Origin of the sequence: Sulfitobacter sp. F26204 (assembly GCF_026410305.1) — a bacterium.
Classification (GTDB): domain Bacteria; phylum Pseudomonadota; class Alphaproteobacteria; order Rhodobacterales; family Rhodobacteraceae; genus Sulfitobacter.
The window spans coordinates 502,732-522,527 of record NZ_JAPMLQ010000002.1; the positions used below are offsets into that span (position 1 = coordinate 502,732).

The following is a 19,796-nucleotide window of genomic DNA, read 5'->3' on the forward strand; positions in this document are numbered from 1 at the left end:
ACCATCACGGGATTTAAGAATAACAGGATTCGCCGCAGCAAAGCAAGGCACCCCCGCAACATCATGTTGCAACAAGCGGGCCAAACTCAAGGTGTTGTTGTCGTTGTTTAATCCGCTGCCGGAACCAGTGGTGCATCGCTGTCGGTTGGCGGCAACAGCAAATCGCCCGATGGCAACCCGGTTTCATCCTGCGTCGCAGCAGGCGGTGTCGCGCTCAGCCGGTCGATCACGGAAGACCCGGCTGATTGCTGCGCCACAATCACGGTCAAGGTGATCGATGTGATGATGAAAGCCGCGCCCAAAAGCCAAGTCAGTTTGCCCAGGGCTGTCGCCGCTGAACGGCCAGATATGGCACCGCCGCCGCCCATTCCAAGACCACCACCCTCAGAGCGTTGCATCAGCACAACGGCAATAAGGCCGAGGGCCAATAATAGATGGATGATCAGAACGACGTTTTCCATAGATAGGCTGCTTTCGTTTTTCGTTTGCGGTTATCTAGGCATCTTTGGCCTGCGGGGCAAGGGAGGAACGTCCGCCAAGGGCAGCAAAAGAAAATGGACACTGCGATCAAGCTGAGGCAGGGTTTGCCCATGCCACATGATCATGATCACCACGATGACCCGCACGCCCTTTTGCCGCCAGAACCCGCCTTGCGCGTCAAGGCATTGGAAACCCTGTTGACGCAAAAGGGATTGATCGATCCTGCGGCATTGGATGAGATCATCGACACCTACGAAAACAAGATTGGTCCGCGTAACGGTGCGCGGGTCGTGGCGCGGGCGTGGTGTGACCCCGATTTTCGCGCGGCTTTGCTGGAGAACGCGACCGCGGTCGTTTCGGACCTGGGTTTTTATGGCCGTCAGGGTGAGCATATGGTTGCGGTTGAAAATACCGATGCAGTCCACAATATGGTCGTCTGCACCCTGTGCTCCTGTTATCCATGGCCGCTTTTGGGAATTCCGCCCGGGTGGTATAAATCCGATGCCTATCGTGCGCGCGCGGTGCGTGAACCGCGCAAGGTTCTTGCTGATTTCGGTGTCGTTCTGCCTGAAAATACGGCCGTTCGGGTATGGGACAGTACCGCAGAAATGCGCTATCTGGTGATACCGATGCGTCCCGCTGGCACAGAAGGCATGGGGGAGGATGCGCTTATGGAGTTGGTCAGCCGTGATTCCATGATCGGAACAGGATTGGCGGTTCAGCCATGAAGGTATCCTTCTTTTCATCAGGAACCGCAGCATGAGCCGTCTTCACGATATGGGGGGGCGATTTGGTGACGGGCCGGTCCAGCCCGAACCGGAAAACGTAAGATTTCACGCCGATTGGCATCCGCGCGCATTGGCGCTGACGCTGGCTGCAGGCAGTCTTGGTCAATGGAATTTGGACGCATCACGGCATGCGCGCGAACGTCTTGCCCCGACAGATTATGCAACGTTTTCATACTATGAAAAGTGGCTGGGCGGTCTGGTGACGCTTCTACTTGAAACCGGTGTCGTGACAGAGGCGGAGTTGGCCGGTACGGTCGATCCGGCACCCAGCCCCTTGGCCGGGCGCAAGTTGCAGGCGCAACAGGTGGCTGAAGTCCTGGCCAAAGGCGGGCCGGTGGACCGGCCGTCTGATGTAGCACCAATTTTTGCACTGGGTGATGTCGTGGTCGCACGTAAATTTGCCGAGAATGCCAGGGTCAGCGGCGGACACACGCGATTACCGGCCTATGCCGCTGGCGCAAGGGGACGGATCCTGCGGCTGCACGGCAGTCATATTCTGCCCGACAGCAATGCGCATGATTTGGGCGAGGCGGCGGAGCCGCTTTATGCGGTGGCTTTTCCCGCTTCTGAACTTTGGGCGCACCCGGAACATCCTGACGATGAAGTGGTTCTGGATATGTGGCAAAGCTATCTGGGTGTGGCGCAATGAAGCCGGAACCGGTTTTTGATGCCCCGTGGCATGCACAGGTCTTTGCCCTGACAGTGCATCTGAACGAGGCAGGCCATTTTGAGTGGGGCGCTTGGGCCGAACGTTTTGGCGCAACCTTGAAGCGGCATGGGCTGACCAAAGACCTGAATGGCGGCGAAGATTATTTCGCCGCCTGGCTGGAAACGCTGGAGGGGCTTCTGTCCGAGGTTGGCATGGCACGCCCCGATGAGGTGGCGCAGCTGCGGGATGCCTGGGAAATGGCCTTTCTCAACACGCCTCACGGTGCGCCGGTCCAGTTATAAGCTCTGGCCAGTTTCCGTGTGCTGCGCGCAATGGAATGATCACTTCATTTCTTTGATGATCTTCTTGTTAATGTCTTCCTGCGCTTTCATAAGCTGTTTCATCACTTTCATCATGTCAGCCACTTTTTTCTGGTCTTGCTGCACTTTCATCATGTCGAGGCTGAGTTTTTTCTGCTTGTCGAGCAGTTTGGTTAATTCATCCATTTGTTTGCCGATGTTCATAGAATTGCTCCCAATCAATGTTTGAAAAGACAAATTCCCCAGGCACCAGCGGTACAAATGTCGCATGAATAGCTGCGATTCCTGCTGATGAAGGGCAGTTTCATAGAACATTGAGAAATGCATTGCGTCAATACACGCAAAAAGTGTGCCTAGACGTCGACATCATCCATATCAGCCTGACCCGACAAGGAGCGACGCACGTGGCTCCAGCTGAGGCCGATGCCCAGAACAAAGCTGAGCGCAACCAGGCCAAGCCAAAGATTGAAGCTGGCATTGTCCAACCGCAGGACGCCAAGATCATAAAGTACCCATAGACCGGCACCCACAACGGCCAGCACGAGCAACATGCCGACAGCTCCGATGGAACGCAGCGTGGCCCGCAAGTAGATGATGTAACCGATGCCGAGGATCAGACCGGCCAGCACTGCGATTGAAAGGTTCGCACGGCCATAATCAACAACCCAGTTGATGTAGTTATATTCGGTCGGATTGAAAGTGGCTGCCAGCAGGAGAAAGGCGCAAAGCCAGCGCAGGATAAAGCCCATGTGAAGGTCCTTTTGCGGTTTTTTGAAAACCTATCGCGGGTCGCCTGGGAAAGTCTACTGTCTGCGCAAGGCGCGGACCAGGGATCGGTATATAAGGCCAAAAAGAGGGCGTGCGTGCGTTTTGGTGTTTCACGGGACGTCTGCGGCGGCTATGAGGGGCGCGGATGTCTGAAAAGGAAGAATTGCCATGGCCAATGTTGTTGTTGTCGGTGCCCAATGGGGCGACGAGGGAAAAGGCAAGATCGTCGATTGGCTGTCGGAGCGCGCAGATGTGATTGCGCGGTTTCAGGGAGGACATAATGCGGGCCATACCCTGGTGATTGATGGCGAAGTCTTCAAGCTGGCCGCATTGCCGTCGGGGATTGTGCGCGGAGGCAAACTGTCGGTGATTGGCAATGGGGTGGTTCTGGATCCCTGGCATTTGATGAAAGAGATCGCGCAGATTCGCACACAGGGCGTGGTGGTGTCCGCCGAAACGCTGATGATCGCCGAGAATACGCCTTTGATCCTGCCGATCCATGGAGAGTTGGACCGGGCGCGCGAGGCGCAGAATTCCGTGGCCAAGATCGGCACAACCGGGCGTGGCATCGGACCGGCCTATGAGGATAAGGTCGGCCGTCGATCGGTGCGTGTGGCGGACCTGGGGGACGAGAAGACTCTGGCTCTGCGTGTGGATCGCGCGCTGGTGCATCATGACGCGCTGCGCCGCGGGCTTGGGCTTGAACCGGTGGACAGAGATGCCCTGCTGAATTCGCTACGCGAGATTGCACCGGCGGTTCTGGAGTATGCGGCACCTGTCTGGAAGGTGTTGAATGAAAAGCGCAAGGCGGGCAAACGCATCCTGTTCGAAGGGGCGCAGGGCGCGCTTTTGGACATTGATTTCGGTACCTATCCCTATGTCACATCGTCGAATGTGATTGCGGGGCAGGCGGCAACAGGCACCGGTGTCGGGCCGGGTACCATTGATTTCGTTCTGGGGATCGTCAAGGCCTATACCACGCGGGTTGGCGAGGGGCCTTTTCCGGCCGAGCTGAACGATGCGGATGGTCAGCGTCTGGGTGAGCGAGGCCATGAGTTTGGCACCAATACCGGCCGTAAACGCCGTTGTGGCTGGTTTGATGCGGTCCTCGTGCGCCAGACCTGCGCGACCTCTGGAGTGAACGGCATTGCCTTTACCAAGCTGGATGTGCTGGACGGCTTCGAGACACTGAAGATCTGTACCGGCTATGAACTCGACGGTGAGCGGCTTGAATATCTGCCGACTGCAGCAGACCAGCAATCCCGCTGTACACCGATATATGAGGAAATGCCCGGGTGGTCGCAATCCACCGAAGGTGCGCGCAGTTGGGCGGACCTGCCTGCCGAAGCGATCAAATATGTGCGCCGTGTGGAAGAGTTGATTGAGTGTCCCGTGGCGCTGCTTTCTACGTCGCCCGAACGGGAAGACACCATTCTGGTGACAGACCCTTTTGCGGATTAAGGAGAAACGACCATGGCGTTGAGTTACAAGGCCCGTCGTAGATGGGCATTGGTCGTTTTATTGGTTGCTTTGCCACTTTATATTGTTGTCGCGATCAACCTGGTGGCACTTTTCGAGCGGCCATCTGTCCTGTTGGAACTGTTTATCTATCTGGTGCTTGGCGTCGTTTGGATCTTGCCGTTGAAACCGATTTTCATGGGCGTGGGGCAGGCCGACCCGGATGCCGAGCGCGACACCGACAGCGAAACATGAAAAAGGGCCACTCCAAGCGGAGCGGCCCTGATACTCGTTACCAAAAAGTGTTCTGGCTTAACTCGCTGCCCGTTCGTCCGGACGGAAGCCGATGTCATCAGAAACCGTAAAGCGGCCGCCTTTGATTTTTTCGATCTTGCCGGTGCGCAACAATTGGCCGAAGGAGCGCAGTCCCTCTTCGCGGCTGAACCTGTCGGGGCCACCGGCCTGACGTACCTTTGTCATCAATTGCGGGCGCGAAAATTGTTCGCGGCCTTCGACAAACGACATATAGGCGGCGGCGGCTTCCAGAAGCTCCGGCAATGTCACGGCCCCCATATCCGCGGCAAAATCCGAGAAACTTTCACCGTCGGCTGTGGTTTCCGTGTCTTCCGCAACGGCTGCAGAAATGCGGCGTGGACGCACTGGGCCTGTAGCAACGGCCGGCTTTGCAACATCGATACGTTGTTCGGCAACTAGTTTCAGAGGCGCGGGGCGCGTTTCGCCAGGACGTTCCGTGCGGGGGGAACCACCGACCGGGCGACGCGGGCGTACGACCTCGGCCAGATCCTCACGGTAGGCACCGTCGTTGTCTTCGGTGTTTGCGGAATCGCCCATCGCCAGATCAGCCTTTTTGGCAGCGACGGCAGCACGCAGATGTGCAAAGGCATCGCGGCGTGTTGCGCTTTCCGGCTCGTCCATCTGGTGATCGGTTTCTGCCAGTAGGCGGTTCACGTCAGTTTCATTACTTGCGTCAATGGACGACAACACATCGCGCGCGGAGGTGCCTTCGCGGCGCAGTGGCCGTTTTGGGGTGACATCCTTGACAGTATCGGCCGGGATGTCCTGTTCCAGTTCTGCCAGTTCGCGGGCCAGTTCGTCCTCTTCTTCGGGCGACAATGCTGTGCGCTTTTTGGTGCGGGACGGGGCCAGATCATCGAGTTTCGGGGTTTGTTCGGCGGATGCATCAGCGGTTGCTTCTTCGCCATCGGCCTTGGCCTCCGGCTTTGCATCGTATTCCTCAAGTTCACCTTGTTCGATCGCTGTTTCAAGGTCGGCGCGTTTGACCTTGATCACACGGGCGCGGGGGGGAGCCTTGGTCGCGTCGTTCTGAACCTCAAGTTCCTGCGCGGGTGCGACCCTTGGCGTTTTGCGCAGGGATACCTTGACCGGGGTCTGGGTTTCGTCCGCATCGCCGATCACGGTCTCATCTGCATCAAACAAGTTGCTGACCGTGTCTTCGACGCTGGGTTCATCACTTGAATCATCAATGTCAGCGAGGTTTACCTCATCATGCTGTGCGTCGGCCTTGGTCGCGGTGGGTTCCTGAGCCGATGTTTCGGGCTCATCGGATTGCAGACGACTGAGAATGGCGCTCACATCGTCCTTGTCCTTGACTGATTCTTCCTTGGCCACTGCTTCGGTCTTTTTCAGCGTGGTCTCTGCCTCGGTCGAAGTTGCTTCATCCAATTCCAGCGCTTCTTCGATGTCGGCGCGGGCGTCGGCGATCAGTTCTTCTGAAACATCTGCTTCGTCTTCGGTTGCAGGGTCTTCTGCCTGAAACTTGCCCGGCTGTTTGTCTTCTACATGTTGGTCTTCGAGGTAATCATCTTCCTCGTCGGCTTCTTCATGCTGGGCAACAACGGCGCGAATACGTTGTAGTTTTGCGGCGATGCTGTCTGGTGCGGGCGCTTCGGGTTTCGGGGCAACAGCTTCGACCTGTGGTGCATCCTCTTTCATGTCCTGGGCAGTGCGATCGTCCCGGGATGTATGGCTTTCGGCAAAAAAGGCCTCCACATCGGCATCGGCTTGCCCTGGGACGATGTCGTTTTCGATGTCGTCAAATGCGACATCGGTTGACGCCTGGGCAGCATCAATTTCCACGTCAGCTTTGGCCTCACCCTCTGCGACGGCATCACTTTCTGGCGTCACTTCAACAACCGGGGCGGCAATTGTTTCTGCGACGACAGGCTGTTCTGTGGTGTCGAGTTCGGTAACCTTTGCGGTGTCTTCGATTTCTTCGACCAGCGTTTCTTGGACGGAAACCAATTCGGGCGCATCCAGATCCGCGGCTTCTGTCGCGATCTCAACGCTTTCCTCACGCGCCATTTGAATGGTCTGGGCTTCTGACTTGTCGGCGGGTTCTGCAACTTTTGCGCTCGGCGCATCATTTGATCGTGCCTCATCCGAGGCTGCATCGACCAGAGCACTAAGGCCAACTGCGCCGGTTACGGCCGCATCGGAAGATTGGCCGCGCTGATCCTCAAGCGCACTGAGGACAATCTTGCCATCCTGCTCACGGGCCTGGACACGTCGAGAAACTTCTTTTTGGGCAATCCGCGCAAGCATTTCTGCATCGGGCTGCGGAGGCTCGGCACCAAAGTAGCGGTCATCTGCGGCCAGATCGCGGAAATACTCCGCAATCGCCTTCATCGTGCCGAAAGAATCTTCGAATCCTTCAAGCGTGCACGAAAAGGTGCCATAAGATACCGTAAGAATTTTGTTATTATTCATCATCGGATGCTCGTCCTCTGCGGTTTAGCAAGATACCGTTTACCACGATGTCCAAGACCAAAGCGGCCCGAATCTGTGCCCCGCACCGTATCATTTCATGGCGAGAATGTGACCTGTTTCCGAAAGTAGCGATAATTGCATCAGTTTAGCCCTATTGTTAACAGTTCCGATCCTATCACGCTGGTTGGTGGGGGTGAAGCTACGCCTCAAGACCTGCAAAAAGCATTAACGCTTGCGCCTGTTTGTGTGGCAGCGGATGGCGGTGCGCGGCTGGCCTTGCGCGCAGGTGTGACACCGACTGCCGTGATTGGCGATTTTGATTCGGTGCTGGAAGATGATTTGGCACGGATTCCGGCAGAACGGCGTCACCATATCTCGGAGCAGGACAGCACGGATTTTGAAAAAGCGCTGACCCGTATTCATGCGCCGGTGGTATTAGGTGTCGGTTTTTTGGGAAATCGAAGCGACCATCATCTTGCTGCGCTGCATGTGATTGCCGCTCACCCGGACAGGCCGTGTATCTTGATCGGGCGGGAGGAATTGATCTGCCTTGCCCCGCGCGAAATTTCGTTGCCTACCCGGAAGGGGGATGTCGTTTCGTTGTTTCCAATGGGACAAGTTGAGGGGCAGAGCACCGGTCTGGCATGGCCTATCAATGGCTTACAGTTTGATCCGATGAGCAAGATTGGCACATCCAATCATGCTTTGGGTCCTATGACTTTGCGCATGGAAAGCGCCGCGATGCTCTTGATCCTTCCACGCAGGCTCATGCCGCAGCTTGTATCGGCGCTTGGGCAGTCATCTGCCGTGCGGTGGCCCGCTCGCGCAGAATGATGTAAAGACCTGCAGCAACGGTTATCGCGATGCCGAGCCCGGCCAGAGGATTAGGTAGATCACCAAAGAACACCAATCCCAGGATCGTGGCGAAGGGGATTTCGAGATATTGCATGGGGGCCAGGGTCGCCGAGGGTGCAAACCGCAATGACCAGGTCATCAGTAAATGTGCCGCAGTTCCCAATGTGCCCAAACCAATCAAGAGCAACCATTGCACATTGTTGGGGGCGATTATTGAAAGTGCGGCCACATCCATGAAATGACCGACCACTGTGAATGGGACCAGAATTACCACGGCCATGACGCCGCTGACCGCTTGTAGTCCAATCGGGTCCGTTTTCTTGGCTATCTGACGGGTCAAAAGCATAAACAACGAAAAATTCGCAGCCACAAAGACAGGCAGCAAGGCAGGCCAACCGGCGGCGGCAAAGCTGGGCTGGATCACCAGTAACGTTCCGATAAACCCGACAAGGCAAGCCCCCATCCGACGTGGTCCGACAATTTCTTTGAGGACAAATCTGCCAAGAAGCAGCATGAAGAAAGGCATAATGAAAGCAATGGCAATAGCATCCGCCAAAGGCAGATATTTCAGGGCGGTAAACATGCCGCCAATGCCGATGATATGCAGTATGGTGCGCAGAAAGGTGAGCCACAGGACCTGGCCCTGCATGTGCCAATTGCGACCGGACCACCAGACAAGCGGGATCAACACCAATGCCTGAAGCGCAAAGCGGATGGTCACCACCTGACCAAGCGGGACACTGGACCCAAGAACCTTGGCAACAGCATCGCCCATGGGTGCAAGCAGGCAAAAGCCTACCATCAAAGCAATTCCTATCATGGGGCGGTCCTGGATCATGAGCAGAATCTAGTCGGTCTTGAAAGTCGCTGCAATCATTAGCGGAAGCGGAATTTGTAACAAGCCGTCCGATTTTGTGACGGCAAGGATCTGAAACGGGACAATAGTGGACAGGCACCGCAGAAACGCGCGACAAACCTGTGTTCAAGGGTGCACAGCCATCTGGCGGTTTGGTCAATCAGATCCTTTGGAATGCCTTGATCCAGAACCATCTCAATGTGGTACCTTTTGCCGAACGGCGTCCTTGCCCGTCCGAGGAGGACCGAACCACACCGAGAATATAAAGTTGCGCCGGGTCGTGACAGCGGTGATTGGTTGTGGCGCTACGGGTGTCGCATGGTGGTTCAAGCGACCTGCAGAAACAGATGTCAAGCTGCCGGGCGGCTGAGGTTGACCTGGTTTCGTCCTTGCCCCTTTGCGGCATAGAGTGCGCTGTCAGCCTGTTTGAGTAGGGCGAGACCATTCTGCTCTGCAGTTGCGCCGTCCCTTGATGCATTGCCGCCAAGTGCCATACCGATACTGATTGTAACATTGATCGGCACTGAACTACCCGGAACCACATAGGGAAGAGCGGAAATATCGCGACAAATCCGAAGGGCTGCCTTTTGGGCTTCGTCCAGATTGGTGCCCGGCAAGATCACAAGAAATTCCTCGCCGCCGATACGCGCGACCATGTCTGTGTTGCGCAATCCTGCACGTAGACGGTGACCCACCTCGACAAGGACGGCGTCACCAGAGGCGTGACCGTAAATGTCATTGATACGTTTGAAATGGTCCAGGTCAGCCACCAACACGGCAAAACTGCGGTCGGTTGTGCAGGCATGCTCATAGATGCGTTCGAGATGGGGCATGGCATAGCGGCGGTTGTACAATCCGGTCAGCGGGTCAAAAACCGCGGCCTGCAATCCGGTGCGGACAGTTGCGCGGAGTTGTTCACCCATCCGCTTGCGGCGCATCACGGCCCTGATCCGCAGGGCCAATTCGGTGGCGTCAAACCCATTCGCCATGAGGTCATCTGCACCGAGGTCAAGTGCATGGGCCCCAACCCCCGAATCCTTTTTGGTTTGCAATACGATGATGCCGGTGTGGCGGGCGCGTCCATGCGCGCGCAGCGTTGAGATGAAAGAGAGATCCGCCATCGCTGCGGTTGCATTTTCAGCCAGGATCAGGACAAAGACATCGGGCATTTTTTCGCCATTGATCTGCTGCATTAACGCAGTTGGCGAAGACAAGGCCAGTTGCGCCGAGAGCATGGGACGCAGGTGCATTGCAAATTTTTGCAAGAGGGGGGCATCATTGCCTGCCAGAACGCAATGTGTTTGTACTTGGAATTCCGTCGCGGGTTCAGCCATGCCAAGTGCGCGGCAGGTATCTTCGCGCATCCGCCATTCGGCAATCGAGATATGTGCCCGGATCAGGCTGCGCACACGGCCCAGCAAGAGTGTTTCATCAACAGGCTGGGGCAAAATATCGTGGACGCCGGTTTCGAGGATCGCCATCCGCGATGCCGAATCCCCCTGGCATCCGATTGCAAGAATGGGAATTTGTTCTGTCTGGGGGCATTTCGCAAGGATTCTGCAGAGTTCGGCAACGCCGCCATCCGGCAGCGTGGTTGCGGAAATCACAAGGTCAGGCAAATCCGAACGCACAACTTTGACCGCATCCTGCATCGTGGCGGCATATGTCACTTCATAATAAGCTTTTTTCAGCTTTACTTTAAGTACGATTCGGTTCGTCGCAATTGCATCTACGATGAGGATATTAGCTTGCACACCCCCCACCTTTCCATAAAAACAGTAAATCGCATTCCATGGCTCAGTTTTTACGCCTATTAGTTAATAAAGCGTTTCCAGAACTTTCAAAGCGGATCGGAACCCATGAGAAACCCCCAGGAAACGGCCGAAACATTAGCCCTGCAGGTCTTGGCGTGGTTGGTTGGAGATGAGGATTTAATGCCGGTTTTTCAAGGCAGTACCGGTGTTTCCGAGGCAGACATCCGAGAACGTGCCACCGATCCGCAGTTTCTGGGTGCGGTGCTGGATTTTTTAATGATGGACGATGCCTGGGTCATGCGGTTTTGCGACGCACACAACCTGCCATATGAGCGGATAATGCAAATGCGTGGAGCATTGCCAGGCGGAGAACAGGTGAACTGGACATGAGGGCGGTCACGGGCATTGTTTTTGACAAAGATGGCACCCTGTTTGATTTCGCAACCACCTGGGAGGCATGGGCCAGCGCATTCCTTTTGCGCCTCTGTACCGGAAACAGGACGCAAGCTGCTGAAATCGGCAAGGTTATCGGCTTTGATCTGGTGCGCCGGAAATTTGCCCCATCCAGTGTTGTGATCGCTGGAACGCCCGGTGAAGTGGGTGCGGCGCTGCATCCGTATTTTCCGCAGATGACGATGGGTGCGTTGCTGGAGATATTGAACCACGAGGCCGAGTCCGCGCCACAAGCCGCCGCTGTGCCGCTTGCCCCCTTATTGGGAGAATTACGCACGCAGGGTTTGCGCCTTGGGGTCGCGACCAATGACGCTGAAAAACCCGCGCGTGCCCATCTTGAGCAGGCAGGGATCACAGGTTTTTTCGACTTTATCGCTGGTTACGATTCCGGTTACGGCGGGAAACCGGCACCGGGGCAGTTGTTGGCCTTTGCCACACAGACCGGCCTTGATCCGTCGGAGGTGTTGATGGTGGGTGACAGTACCCATGATCTACGTGCAGGCCGGGCAGCGGGAATGATCCCTGTCGGCGTCTTGACAGGACTGGCAAGCCAAGAGGATCTGTCTTCCTTTGCCGAGGTGGTGCTGCCGAACATCGGCCATCTGCCCTCATGGTTGGCGACCCGGTCGCGATCTCAGGCAGACGATTAAAAACGACACATCCAGTCGCAAACAGAAAGGCTACGGTCCGGCTGTTATTGCCTTCTGAACTCACCTTCAGGAGGACAGGCTATGTCAGAGCTATCCGGCAAACGCAGAACGCGCAGTGGTGGGCGGGCAGGCGCCAAGGATCGGCGCGGCACGGCTGTGATCGAACAGATGCCCTGGAAACCACCGGTCAATATCGACCGCCCGACAGAGCCGCTGACCCCTGATGGCATCGCAGCAATCCATGATGGCGCGATGCGCATCCTGGAAGAAATCGGGATCGAATTTCTCAACCCCGAGGCATTGGATATTCTGCGCAAGGCGGGATGTACGGTCAAAGACGAAAACGTCCGCATGGGGCGTGATTTTGTTATGGAATGGATTGGTAAGGCACCATCCCAATTCACACTGACGCCACGAAATCCGGATCACCGGATCACAATCGGTGGCAAGAATATGGTTTTCGGCAATGTGTCCTCACCGCCCAATTATTGGGACATGGCGATCGGTAAGAAGGTGCCCGGCACGCGGGAGATGTGCAAGGACCTGCTGAAACTGACGCAATATTTCAACTGCATCCATTTTGCGGGCGGCTATCCGGTGGAACCCTGCGACATCCACGCCTCTGTGCGCCACCTTGACGTGCTCTATGACAAGCTGACACTGACGGACAAGGTCATGCATGCCTATTCGCTGGGCAAAGAACGTGTCGAGGATGTGATGGAAATGGTGCGCATCGCGGGCGGTCTGAGCCATGAGGAATTTGATGCAAGCCCGCGCATGTACACCAATATTAACTCCACCTCGCCGCTGAAACATGACCTGCCGATGATGGACGGCTGGATACGGATGGCACGGCGCGGGCAAGGGTTGGTCGTCACACCATTTACGCTTGCAGGTGCAATGGCCCCTGTCACGATGTCGGGGGCCGTGGCACAATCTCTGGCAGAAGCGCTTTGTGCGGTTGTGCTGGCTCAGATCATCAATCCGGGGTGTCCGGTAGCCATCGGCACGTTTACATCAAACGTCGATATGAAATCAGGTGCCCCGGCGTTTGGCACGCCAGAGTACATGCGCGCGACCCAGATGACCGGGCAAATGGCGCGATATTACGAGTTGCCGCTGCGCTCTTCTGGCGTTTGCGCGGCCAATGTTCCGGATGGGCAGGCGATGTGGGAAACCTCTAATTCGCTCTGGGCGGCGGTGCAATCGGGAACCAACATGGTCTATCATGCGGCGGGATGGCTTGAGGGCGGATTGATCGCTTCGCCCGAGAAATTCATTATGGATTGCGAGGTTCTGCAGCAGATCCAGCGTTACATGGAACCTGAAATCTGCGCCACCGGGCCCGACGAAATCGCGTTGGACGCCATCAAATCTGTTGGCAACCAGGGCCATTTCTTTGGTATTCAACACACTCAAGACCGTTATACGACGGCGTTTTATCAACCTTTCCTGTCTGATTGGCGCAATTATGAGGGATGGGAAGTCGCAGGCGGTATCTGGACCCAAGAGCGTGCACATCACATGTTCAAAGAGATCGTCAGCAGTTTTGATCCCCCGCCAATGGATGTGGCGATACGCGATGAATTACGCGATTTTGTGGCGCGTCGCAAATCCGAAGGCGGAGCGCCGACCGACTTCTAAGCCATAATCAGGCATTGCCCCCGACAGACACACCATGGGCAAAGTCCCTAAAAACGAGGATATTGGCTATTTCTTAATGCCTTTTGCGATAGGTCATGCTCCGGGTAGAAGGGAGTGATCGTTTATGCATGGCCTTGTAAATCGTGGAATCCAGCTGTTTGTTACGCACACCTATGGCAGATCGACCTGGCTGCAAGTGACGATCAAGGCTGGGCTCGACTTCACTGATTTTGAAGGCATGTTACGCTATTCACAGGTTTATACGCCTCAATTGCTTGAGGCATCTGCTGATGTTCTGAAACGCCCGCAAGACGAAATAATGGAAGATTTCGGTGCTTTTCTGGTCTGTCATCCGGGGTTCGAAGCGGTGCGCAGGCTGCTGCGGTTCAGCGGGGTGGATTTTGTCGATTTTCTTCATTCTCTTGATGATCTGCACGATCGTGTCCGGCTTGCGGTCTCCGACCTGATTTTGCCCAAGGTGGAACTGCGGGCGAATGCGGATGGTCATTACAATCTGGTTTGTGAAGCCGGTGTTCAGGGGTACGGCCATGTGATGATGGGTATTCTGCGTGCCATGGCAGATGATTACGGGGCGTTGGCCTTTCTTGAACATTCCTACAGCAACGACGGCACAGGAACCGAAATCGTATCAATTACATTGGTCGAAAACGATTTTGCCGAAGGGCGTGCCTTTAGCCTTGCGGTGGGTCTGGGATGAACAACCTTCCCGATTTTCCGGCACTTGATGTCTTGTGCCCGATGCATCTGATCCTGAATTCGGCAGGTCATATTGTGCATGCTGGACCGACCTTGAGAAAAATACTTGCGGGGCACGAGGTCGGCGAAAAATGTTTTCTTGAGCTGTTTGAAGTCAAACGCCCACGGGCCCTGTCGTCAATGAAGGATTTGCAGGGGAAGGGACCACAGAAACTTAGCCTGAAAATGCGGTCTGCGCCGCACACAGCATTGAAAGGCGTGATTGTGCCGGCTGTGGATAGTGGGGGCGGGATGATCGTCAATCTCAGCTTTGGTATCTCTATTCTGGATGGCGTGCGCGACTTTGACCTGACAAACGCCGATTTCGCAGCAACCGATCTGGCGATTGAGATGCTATATCTTGTCGAGGCTAAGACCGCTGCGATGGAGGCTTCTCATCACCTGAATTCAAGGTTGCAAGGGGCCAAGATCGCAGCAGAAGAGCAGGCTTATACCGACACGCTCACCGGGCTCAAGAATCGTCGTGCGTTGGACACGGTACTGACGCGTTTGCTGGACACCAGGAATTCCTTTGCGGTGATGCAAATTGATCTGGACTATTTCAAGACGGTCAATGACACGCTGGGGCATGCGGCGGGTGACTTTGTTTTGCAGCATGTGGCGCGGATCATGGTCGATGAAACCCGCAACGACGATCTGGTGGCGCGGGTCGGTGGCGATGAATTTACGGTTGTTCTGCCCGATGTTTGTGATGAGGGCATTCTGCGGCGTGTCGGTCGGCGGATCATTGACCGGCTTGAAGTGCCGATTCCCTTTGAAGGGTCCGAATGCAAGATTTCGGCGAGCATTGGCACCGTTTGGATTCAATCTGGTGACACGCCAACCATGGAGGACTTGTTGTCAGATGCGGATGTCGCGCTTTATGCTTCCAAAAATGCCGGCCGGGCCAAGCAGACGCTTTATTCCCCCGACCTGCGCCGTGCGTCCAATGCTGTTGCACCCTTGTCAGAACGCTCCACAAGACCTTCGTGACGGGGTCGCAACAAACTGACGCCAACAATCGCATTATCAATAGCGTGAAAATGTGAATTTTCCCGAGAAGTTGCAGTGCACCAATGTAGGGGAGTAGACCGCAAGGGCGCACTGTCTTATCACGCATGAATGAGAAGCCCTTTTCATATCTTGCGCCGTCTGTGGCAGCGTGGCGCGGAACGCCGCCGGCGGTCCCGCTTTGCGCATAGCCTGCGACATCTGCATGGCGCGCGAACGCCCGACATCGCGCGTGATCAGGTGCTCGCCATCGTATTGGTGCGCAATGGAAGCTATTATATCGACAGGTTCCTTGCCTATTACCGTGCCTTGGGGATTAAACATTTTGCCTTTATCGATAACGGTTCAACAGATGACACCATTGCGCGCCTCTGTGCGGAAAAGGACGTGATCATTGACCAATCTTCGCTGCCCCTGGCCGAATATGAGGATCTGTTGCGCCAATTTCCGGCCCAGACCTATGGGCAAGACCGCTGGTGCCTTTATATCGATATGGACGAAATTTTTGACTTTGAAGGCCGCACAAGGATTGGCCTGAAAGGACTGATTTCTTACCTTGAGGAGCAGGGGGCCACTGCCATGACGGCCCAGATGCTTGAGATGTTTCCCAAAGCCCCTCTGAATGCGGTTGCCGACTACAGCTATGCCACAGCTCTTGATGAGTTTAGCTATTTCGACATCAGTAGTTTGCGTCGGTACGACTACCACAGCGCGGAAATTCCCTTTGCGGCGTTGCTCCGCAACAACGAGGTATCAAACAACGATATTCAGTTCATGTTTGGCGGGGTACGCGGCAAGGTCTTTGGTGAAAATTGCTGCCTGACAAAGCACCCCCTGGTTTTCAATGGCGCGGGTGTGACCCCGGCCCCGCATCCACATTTATCCATGGGCGTGCGTTGTGCGGATATTTCCGGAGTGATCAAACATTACAAATTTGCCGGCAACACAGCCGCGCGCGATGCGGCGTCCCTTTCGGCCGGTGTTCTGGCCCATGGCGAAGACGCGGCCCGCGCAGCGGTCTTGTCGGAGGATCCCGATGTAACATTGTTTTCCCTTGACGCGCGGCGCTGGAACAGGGTTGAGTTGCTGATCCGGGCGGGGTTTCTGGTGGGGTCCGACCAATACAAGGACTATCTGACAAAGGCACAGGTATGAGTGTCGCTGCTGTCGTCATCGGTCGTAACGAAGGAGAGCGGCTTGTGGCATGTCTTGAAGCCTTGCAAGGGCAGGTGGGACAGATCGTCTATGTCGACAGTGGGTCAACGGACGGGTCGTTGACCGTCGCTCAGTCGCTTGGAGCCAAGGTCATTTCGTTGGATATGACCTTGCCGTTTACAGCGGCACGAGCGCGCAACGCCGGGGTGTCTGCGCTGGGTGACGAGGTTGGTTTTGTGCAACTGCTGGATGGCGATTGCGTGCTTCGTGCGGGCTGGATCGAGACCGCCACCGCGTTCTTGGATGCGACACCAGAGGCGGCTGTGGCTTGTGGGCGAAGACGCGAACGCCATCCCGAACATTCCATTTACAATGCGCTGATTGATGAGGAATGGGACACACCTGTCGGGATGACAAAAGCCTGTGGCGGGGACGCCTTGATGCGTTTAGCGGCGCTACGCGCTGTGGGCGGGTATCACGAAGGTCTGATTGCGGGCGAAGAACCAGAACTCTGCCTGCGATTGCGTCAGGCGGGTTGGCAGGTTTGGCGGTTGGATGCCGAAATGACCTGGCACGACGCGGCGCTCACACAGTTCGGCCAATGGTGGCGGCGGTGCAGGCGGGCGGGGCATGCCTTTGCCGAAGGCGCGTATTTGCATGGTGCATCCCCAGAAAAGCACTGGGTTGCGGAAACGCGGCGTGCCTTGTTGTGGGGTGCGGCGTTGCCGTTGTTTATTTTGGCTGCTTCGATCGGGGTGACCGGTTGGATGATGCTTGGACTGTTCGTCTATCCGTTACAGATTGCCCGGCTAGCACGGCGCAGGTCCCTGAAATGGGCGTTCTTTACAACGCTGGCGAAATTTCCCGAAGCGCATGGCGCACTCCAGTTCTATGTGACCTGTCTTCGCGGTGGCGAGGCCCGGATTATTGAATACAAATAGTTCTGTTCAGCGATGGCGCAGCGCCTGCATCACCAAACCCGGCAGGATGGCAAAACACCTGGCGTATCGTGGAAACATACGCTTTGGGCTTTGCAGGGCACGCCACATCCATTCGAGCGCGAGCATACGCATCACCTTGGGGGCACGGACCTGATGACCGGATAGGAAATCGAGGCCGGCACCGATCGAAACAAAGCCGAGGCCAGGACTTTGGCTGCGCCCGCGAGCCGCAAAAACCTCTTGTTTGGGAGCTCCAAGGGCAATGAAGCAGAGGGCGGCACCGCTGGCGGTCAGTGACGCGAAAATCCGATCAGCGTCCCGCCCGGCAGGATCAAACCCATAGGGTGGCGCATGAGAATAGCTGACAACCAGTCCCGGCACGCGCGCGCAGAGTGCCTTGGCAGCGCCTTCAAGTGCGGCGTCTGAACTGCCGACCAGAGCGATGGGCGCGGAGAGGGCCGCACAGATTTCGCAAAGTGGAACAATCATATCCGACCCCGGCATCAGATCAATCTTTGCCCCTGCGAGGCGTGCCAGCCAAACCACCGGTCGGCCGTCCGCCACGACTAGGTCATGGGCGCGATAGGCCGAGAGAAAAGCGGGATCAACAGGCAGCTTTGTCAGATGATCAAGGTTCAATGTCGCCAAGGCAAAACCGCTGCCATTGGTGATGCGTTCCTCAACAGTACGAAACAATGCGTCTCTGGTCGCGGTATTGACCTCGACTTGATAGGGTTCTTTGCCAAATTTCAAAACGCATACCGAATTTTGAGTGTTGCGGATTGGCTGCATTTAGCCTTTGGCGCTTTGCAATAAGTGTTATTTTTCAATTATTTGTAACCTTATTTTCATCTTTCCCCAGATCCTGATGGAGAACCTATCGGGATGACAGGGGGTGCGCCAAGTGTTAATTTTTGCGTCAACCTAAGGAGTCCGAGAATAGCGTCATGGGAAATGGGCTTGCATATTTGATGCTGGCGATCTGGCCAATCGTTTGCCTCGTGCTGTTTCGCACTCAAAAACTTGAACGGGCGTTGGTCTGGTCAATCCTCGGGGGCTACCTATTTCTGCCTCCCTTGACCGAATTCAATCTGCCGCTTGTGCCGGCGATGGACAAGGTATCGATCCCGAACCTGTCTGTTTTGTTGATAATGTTGTTCGCAATGACGCAAAAGGTGCGCTTGTGGCCCGAAAGCCGTCTGGCACAGTTGTTGGTGGCAGGTCTGATCCTTTCTGCTGTGCCGACGGTTCTGACCAACAGTGATCCTATCATTTTCGAAGTCTTGAAAGACGCCGATCCCATTGTCTTTATGGTTGATATGTTGCCAGGCCAGTCGGTGCGCGACCTCGGGTCCGTTTTGATTGCCCAGGTTTTGACATTGGTGCCCTTCCTGTTGGCGCGCCAGTTTCTTTCGACCGAGGAAGGGCTGCACGAAATGCTACTGGCATTGATGGTTGGCACCTTGGTTTATTCGGTTCCCTCGCTGATCGAGATCAGGCTGAGCCCGCAAATGAACGTCTGGATTTACGGGTTTTTCCAACATTCCTTTGAGCAAACCATGCGTGCAGGCGGTTTTCGCCCGATTGTTTTTCTGCCTCATGGTTTGTGGCTTGCACTATTTGTCTGCATGGGACTGATGGCGGCTGCGGCACTTGCACGCGCCGCCGCGCCCAATGACCGATGGCGGATGATGTTGCTGGTCGGATATATCGCCGTGCTGCTGGTGTTGTGCAAAAGCCTTGCTTCGCAGATGTACGGGTTGGTTCTGGTGCCGCTGATCCTGTTCGCACCGCAGCGCTGGCTAATCCGAATAGCCGCCCTGTTTGCTTTTGTTGCGGTGACCTACCCGATGTTGCGCAACTTTCAACTTGTGCCGCTGGATGCCATCCTGGCCCAAGCTGAAGCGATCAGCACAGAACGGGCACAATCGCTGGAGTATCGGTTCAACAATGAAGAACAACTGCTGGCCCGTGCCGCGCAAAAGCCTGCCTTCGGGTGGGGAGGATGGGGGCGTAGTTTGATACGTCATCCGGAGACAGGTCAGATCTTGTCGATCCCTGATGGCCGCTGGATCATCATCTTTGGCACCTTTGGGTGGTTGGGGTATCTTTGCGAATTTGGGCTGCTGGCACTGCCCCTGGTCCTGATGTGGCTTTATATCCGTAAGCGACGGGATGCGGAAATCTCGCCCTATGTGGCTCCTTTGTGTCTGATCCTTGGCATTACGATGATGGACATGCTGTTGAATGCGACGCTCACGCCGCTTACATGGCTGACTGCGGGGGCGATATTGGGGTATGCGGAAAAAAAGATGCCGCGTGCCCTTCGAGGGCCAAAATTCGCGCTGGGCACACCTATCATTCAAGGCAGCGATCCGCCCAGGGGCAACCGTACCGTTCTTTGAGTAAGGCGTGGCGAATGAAATCTGGAAGGATCAAGGGATTGTTCTTGCTGCGTCAATAATCCCTCTGTGGTGAGCGGATTGTTGTGATATTCCCCTCAAAGTCAG

Annotated in this window: 21 protein-coding genes; 14 read left to right on the plus strand and 7 right to left on the minus strand. The window is 55.8% G+C overall.

Annotation, left to right across the window (positions count from 1 at the left end; genetic code table 11):
• Positions 1–107: 107 nt before the first annotated feature.
• Positions 108–461: a preprotein translocase subunit SecG gene (gene secG / locus OS190_RS06435; protein WP_267157836.1), complete on the minus strand. Its 354-nt coding sequence runs from the start codon at positions 459–461 to the stop codon at positions 108–110.
• Between the two features lie 129 nt (positions 462–590).
• Between secG and nthA the strand changes: the two genes are divergently transcribed.
• From nthA to OS190_RS06450, 3 genes are read left to right on the plus strand one after another with little or no spacing between them, the layout of a single operon-like run.
• Entirely contained in the window at positions 591–1,208 is a 618-nt protein-coding gene (gene nthA, locus OS190_RS06440; RefSeq protein WP_267157837.1) for a nitrile hydratase subunit alpha, read from the plus strand.
• A 31-nt stretch (positions 1,209–1,239) separates the two neighbouring features.
• Positions 1,240–1,917: a nitrile hydratase subunit beta gene (gene nthB, locus OS190_RS06445; protein WP_267157838.1), complete on the plus strand. Its 678-nt coding sequence runs from the start codon at positions 1,240–1,242 to the stop codon at positions 1,915–1,917.
• Positions 1,914–2,219: a nitrile hydratase accessory protein gene (locus OS190_RS06450; protein WP_267157839.1), complete on the plus strand. Its 306-nt coding sequence runs from the start codon at positions 1,914–1,916 to the stop codon at positions 2,217–2,219. Before nthB ends, OS190_RS06450 begins: the two co-directional genes overlap by 4 nt.
• 39 nt (positions 2,220–2,258) lie before the next feature.
• Here OS190_RS06450 and OS190_RS06455 read toward each other — a convergent pair whose 3' ends face one another.
• Both OS190_RS06455 and OS190_RS06460 read right to left on the minus strand, forming a co-directional pair.
• Positions 2,259–2,552, minus strand: coding sequence for a hypothetical protein (locus OS190_RS06455; protein ID WP_267157840.1), 294 nt, complete (start codon positions 2,550–2,552; stop codon positions 2,259–2,261).
• A gap of 38 nt (positions 2,553–2,590) precedes the next feature.
• Positions 2,591–2,986, minus strand: coding sequence for a DUF6524 family protein (locus tag OS190_RS06460; RefSeq protein WP_267157841.1), 396 nt, complete (start codon positions 2,984–2,986; stop codon positions 2,591–2,593).
• Positions 2,987–3,173: 187 nt separating this feature from the next.
• On the opposite strand from OS190_RS06460, the gene OS190_RS06465 reads away from it, so the two are divergent.
• Both OS190_RS06465 and OS190_RS06470 read left to right on the plus strand, forming a co-directional pair.
• Complete coding sequence (locus OS190_RS06465; RefSeq protein ID WP_267157842.1) at positions 3,174–4,466, plus strand: adenylosuccinate synthase; 1,293 nt, start codon at positions 3,174–3,176, stop codon at positions 4,464–4,466.
• A gap of 12 nt (positions 4,467–4,478) precedes the next feature.
• On the plus strand, positions 4,479–4,718 hold the full coding sequence (locus OS190_RS06470; protein WP_267157843.1) for a DUF2842 domain-containing protein: 240 nt from the start codon (positions 4,479–4,481) through the stop codon (positions 4,716–4,718).
• Between the two features lie 57 nt (positions 4,719–4,775).
• Here the strand turns inward: OS190_RS06470 and OS190_RS06475 are convergent, their stop codons facing one another.
• Positions 4,776–7,214: a PspC-like choline-binding domain-containing protein gene (locus OS190_RS06475; protein WP_416237376.1), complete on the minus strand. Its 2,439-nt coding sequence runs from the start codon at positions 7,212–7,214 to the stop codon at positions 4,776–4,778.
• A 132-nt stretch (positions 7,215–7,346) separates the two neighbouring features.
• On the opposite strand from OS190_RS06475, the gene OS190_RS06480 reads away from it, so the two are divergent.
• A complete protein-coding gene (locus OS190_RS06480; RefSeq protein ID WP_267157845.1) occupies positions 7,347–8,045 on the plus strand; it encodes a thiamine diphosphokinase in 699 nt (232 codons plus the stop codon).
• Here OS190_RS06480 and OS190_RS06485 read toward each other — a convergent pair.
• Both OS190_RS06485 and OS190_RS06490 read right to left on the minus strand, forming a co-directional pair.
• On the minus strand, positions 7,978–8,904 hold the full coding sequence (locus OS190_RS06485) for a DMT family transporter (RefSeq protein WP_267157846.1): 927 nt from the start codon (positions 8,902–8,904) through the stop codon (positions 7,978–7,980). The two genes, OS190_RS06480 and OS190_RS06485, sit on opposite strands and share 68 nt — an antisense overlap.
• A gap of 368 nt (positions 8,905–9,272) precedes the next feature.
• Positions 9,273–10,676: a diguanylate cyclase gene (locus OS190_RS06490; protein WP_267157847.1), complete on the minus strand. Its 1,404-nt coding sequence runs from the start codon at positions 10,674–10,676 to the stop codon at positions 9,273–9,275.
• Positions 10,677–10,781: 105 nt separating this feature from the next.
• Here OS190_RS06490 and OS190_RS06495 point away from each other — a divergent pair, with 105 nt between their 5' ends.
• The 7 genes from OS190_RS06495 (at position 10,782) to OS190_RS06525 (ending at position 17,286) form a co-directional block, all read left to right on the plus strand.
• Complete coding sequence (locus OS190_RS06495) at positions 10,782–11,066, plus strand: DUF3572 domain-containing protein (RefSeq protein WP_267157848.1); 285 nt, start codon at positions 10,782–10,784, stop codon at positions 11,064–11,066.
• Complete coding sequence (locus tag OS190_RS06500; protein WP_267157849.1) at positions 11,063–11,779, plus strand: HAD family hydrolase; 717 nt, start codon at positions 11,063–11,065, stop codon at positions 11,777–11,779. Before OS190_RS06495 ends, OS190_RS06500 begins: the two co-directional genes overlap by 4 nt.
• 81 nt (positions 11,780–11,860) lie before the next feature.
• Positions 11,861–13,423 carry a trimethylamine methyltransferase family protein gene (locus OS190_RS06505; RefSeq protein ID WP_267157850.1) on the plus strand — a complete coding sequence of 521 codons (1,563 nt, stop codon included), beginning with the start codon at positions 11,861–11,863 and terminating at the stop codon, positions 13,421–13,423.
• Between the two features lie 124 nt (positions 13,424–13,547).
• Complete coding sequence (locus OS190_RS06510; protein ID WP_267157851.1) at positions 13,548–14,141, plus strand: heme NO-binding domain-containing protein; 594 nt, start codon at positions 13,548–13,550, stop codon at positions 14,139–14,141.
• Positions 14,138–15,172, plus strand: a complete 1,035-nt coding sequence (locus tag OS190_RS06515) for a GGDEF domain-containing protein (RefSeq protein WP_267157852.1) — start codon at positions 14,138–14,140, stop codon at positions 15,170–15,172. The genes OS190_RS06510 and OS190_RS06515 overlap by 4 nt, the downstream gene beginning before the upstream one ends.
• 129 nt (positions 15,173–15,301) lie before the next feature.
• On the plus strand, positions 15,302–16,345 hold the full coding sequence (locus tag OS190_RS06520; RefSeq protein ID WP_267157853.1) for a glycosyltransferase family 2 protein: 1,044 nt from the start codon (positions 15,302–15,304) through the stop codon (positions 16,343–16,345).
• On the plus strand, positions 16,342–17,286 hold the full coding sequence (locus tag OS190_RS06525) for a glycosyltransferase family 2 protein (RefSeq protein ID WP_267157854.1): 945 nt from the start codon (positions 16,342–16,344) through the stop codon (positions 17,284–17,286). Before OS190_RS06520 ends, OS190_RS06525 begins: the two co-directional genes overlap by 4 nt.
• 6 nt (positions 17,287–17,292) lie before the next feature.
• Here OS190_RS06525 and OS190_RS06530 read toward each other — a convergent pair whose 3' ends face one another.
• Positions 17,293–18,039, minus strand: coding sequence for a WecB/TagA/CpsF family glycosyltransferase (locus tag OS190_RS06530; RefSeq protein ID WP_267157855.1), 747 nt, complete (start codon positions 18,037–18,039; stop codon positions 17,293–17,295).
• Between the two features lie 194 nt (positions 18,040–18,233).
• Between OS190_RS06530 and OS190_RS06535 the strand changes: the two genes are divergently transcribed.
• A complete protein-coding gene (locus tag OS190_RS06535) occupies positions 18,234–19,691 on the plus strand; it encodes a hypothetical protein (RefSeq protein ID WP_267157856.1) in 1,458 nt (485 codons plus the stop codon).
• Positions 19,692–19,796 lie beyond the last annotated feature (105 nt).

Coding starts and splice junctions, on each gene's coding strand:
- OS190_RS06485 (WP_267157846.1), bottom strand. CDS start 8,904: ATGATCCAGGACCGCCCCATGATAGGAATTGCTTTGATGGTAGGCTTT.
- OS190_RS06510 (WP_267157851.1), top strand. CDS start 13,548: ATGCATGGCCTTGTAAATCGTGGAATCCAGCTGTTTGTTACGCACACC.
- OS190_RS06460 (WP_267157841.1), bottom strand. CDS start 2,986: ATGGGCTTTATCCTGCGCTGGCTTTGCGCCTTTCTCCTGCTGGCAGCC.
- OS190_RS06470 (WP_267157843.1), top strand. CDS start 4,479: ATGGCGTTGAGTTACAAGGCCCGTCGTAGATGGGCATTGGTCGTTTTA.
- OS190_RS06535 (WP_267157856.1), top strand. CDS start 18,234: ATGGGAAATGGGCTTGCATATTTGATGCTGGCGATCTGGCCAATCGTT.
- secG (WP_267157836.1), bottom strand. CDS start 461: ATGGAAAACGTCGTTCTGATCATCCATCTATTATTGGCCCTCGGCCTT.
- OS190_RS06450 (WP_267157839.1), top strand. CDS start 1,914: ATGAAGCCGGAACCGGTTTTTGATGCCCCGTGGCATGCACAGGTCTTT.
- nthB (WP_267157838.1), top strand. CDS start 1,240: ATGAGCCGTCTTCACGATATGGGGGGGCGATTTGGTGACGGGCCGGTC.
- OS190_RS06475 (WP_416237376.1), bottom strand. CDS start 7,214: ATGATGAATAATAACAAAATTCTTACGGTATCTTATGGCACCTTTTCG.
- OS190_RS06500 (WP_267157849.1), top strand. CDS start 11,063: ATGAGGGCGGTCACGGGCATTGTTTTTGACAAAGATGGCACCCTGTTT.
- OS190_RS06495 (WP_267157848.1), top strand. CDS start 10,782: ATGAGAAACCCCCAGGAAACGGCCGAAACATTAGCCCTGCAGGTCTTG.
- OS190_RS06455 (WP_267157840.1), bottom strand. CDS start 2,552: ATGTTCTATGAAACTGCCCTTCATCAGCAGGAATCGCAGCTATTCATG.
- OS190_RS06525 (WP_267157854.1), top strand. CDS start 16,342: ATGAGTGTCGCTGCTGTCGTCATCGGTCGTAACGAAGGAGAGCGGCTT.
- OS190_RS06520 (WP_267157853.1), top strand. CDS start 15,302: ATGAGAAGCCCTTTTCATATCTTGCGCCGTCTGTGGCAGCGTGGCGCG.
- OS190_RS06465 (WP_267157842.1), top strand. CDS start 3,174: ATGGCCAATGTTGTTGTTGTCGGTGCCCAATGGGGCGACGAGGGAAAA.
- OS190_RS06515 (WP_267157852.1), top strand. CDS start 14,138: ATGAACAACCTTCCCGATTTTCCGGCACTTGATGTCTTGTGCCCGATG.
- OS190_RS06505 (WP_267157850.1), top strand. CDS start 11,861: ATGTCAGAGCTATCCGGCAAACGCAGAACGCGCAGTGGTGGGCGGGCA.
- nthA (WP_267157837.1), top strand. CDS start 591: ATGCCACATGATCATGATCACCACGATGACCCGCACGCCCTTTTGCCG.